The sequence below is a fragment of the Roseisolibacter sp. H3M3-2 genome, assembly GCF_029211165.1.
Taxonomy (GTDB): Bacteria; Gemmatimonadota; Gemmatimonadetes; order Gemmatimonadales; family Gemmatimonadaceae; genus Roseisolibacter.
In genome coordinates this window covers 1-1,239 of the sequence record NZ_JARGEK010000657.1, presented here as the reverse complement: position 1 = coordinate 1,239, position 1,239 = coordinate 1, and the positions used below count along the sequence as shown (strand labels likewise).

Here is a 1,239-nt window from a genome sequence, read left to right as displayed (position 1 = left end):
CCGCCGCGACCAGCGCCGCCGGCGCCGCCTCGTGGCGCGGCGCGACCGAGGTCAGCGACGCCTCGCGCCGCCCGTCGCGCGTGCGCACCGCGACCGGCACCTCGCCGACCGGCGTCGCCAGCCGGAACGTGCCGTCCCCCTCCGCCTCGCCGAGCACGACGCCGGCGGCGATGGTGGCGTGGCCGCAGAAGCTCACCTCGGCGACGGGGCTGAAGTAGCGCACCGTGCGCGCGGCGCCGTGCGCCGGCGCCACGAACGCGGTCTCCGAGTACCCGACCTCGGCGGCGATGCGCTGCATCTCGGCGGCGTCGGGGTGCGCGTCGCCGACCCACACGCCGGCGGGGTTGCCGCCGTCGGGGGTCGTGGTGAAGGCGGCGACGCGGTGCAGGGCGGCGGTCATGGAAGCGTGAGGTCGAGGGTGCGGTGGAGGCCGAGCGCGTCGAGGAAGGCGCGGTCGTGGCTGACCACGACGAGCGCGCCGTCGAAGGCGCGCAGCGCGCCCTCCACCGCCCGCACGGCGTCGAGGTCGAGGTGGTTGGTCGGCTCGTCGAGCAGCAGGAGCGCGGGCGGGCGCGGCGCGGCGAGCGTCGCCGCCGGCGCGCGCCGCTGCCGCTCGCCGCCGCTGAGCGTGGCCACCGGGCGGCGCGCCGCGTCGGCGCGGAAGCCGACGCGCGCCAGCGCGAGGCGGCAGGCCGTCGCGTCGAGCGTGGGGTGCCAGGCGGCGAAGCGCGCCTCGACCGTCTCGCCCGCGCCGTCGAGCGCGGCGTCCTGCTCCAGGTACGCGACGACGGCGGCGGCGGCGCCGCGGCGCACCGTCCCCTCCGTCGGCGCGAGCGCGCCCGCGAGGACGCGCAGCAGCGTCGTCTTGCCGCTCCCGTTGGCGCCGACGACGGCGATCCGCTCCGGCCCGACGATGGTGAGCGAGGTCGGCGCGAGCGCGACGCGGCCGTCGGGGCCGCGCGACGCGACGCCGGCCGACTCGACGACCAGCGCGCGCGGCCGCACGACGGCGGACGTCGGCGGGAGCGCGGCCGCGGGGCGGTCGTCCACCTGCGCGTGCGCCGCGCGGACGCGCTCGCGCGACGCCTCGAGCGCGCGCTCCTGCTGCGCCCCCTCGCGCCCGACGCTCCCCTCGGCGCTCTCGCGCATCCCGTTCAGCTCGAGCTTCGTCAGGCGGCCGAGGGTGCGCTCGCGGCGCCCGCGCGCGTCGCGGCGCGCCCGGCGCTCGCGCACCGCCCG

General features: G+C 80.5%; 2 protein-coding genes. Both read right to left on the bottom strand.

Annotated features, from left to right (window positions below; translation table 11 throughout):
• Positions 1–400 (bottom strand): PhzF family phenazine biosynthesis isomerase (locus tag PYV61_RS25515; protein WP_275836699.1); only part of this gene is annotated, 400 nt, incomplete at its 3' end.
• Positions 397–1,239 (bottom strand): ATP-binding cassette domain-containing protein (locus tag PYV61_RS25510; protein WP_275836698.1); only part of this gene is annotated, 843 nt, incomplete at its 5' end. The genes PYV61_RS25510 and PYV61_RS25515, both read right to left, overlap by 4 nt.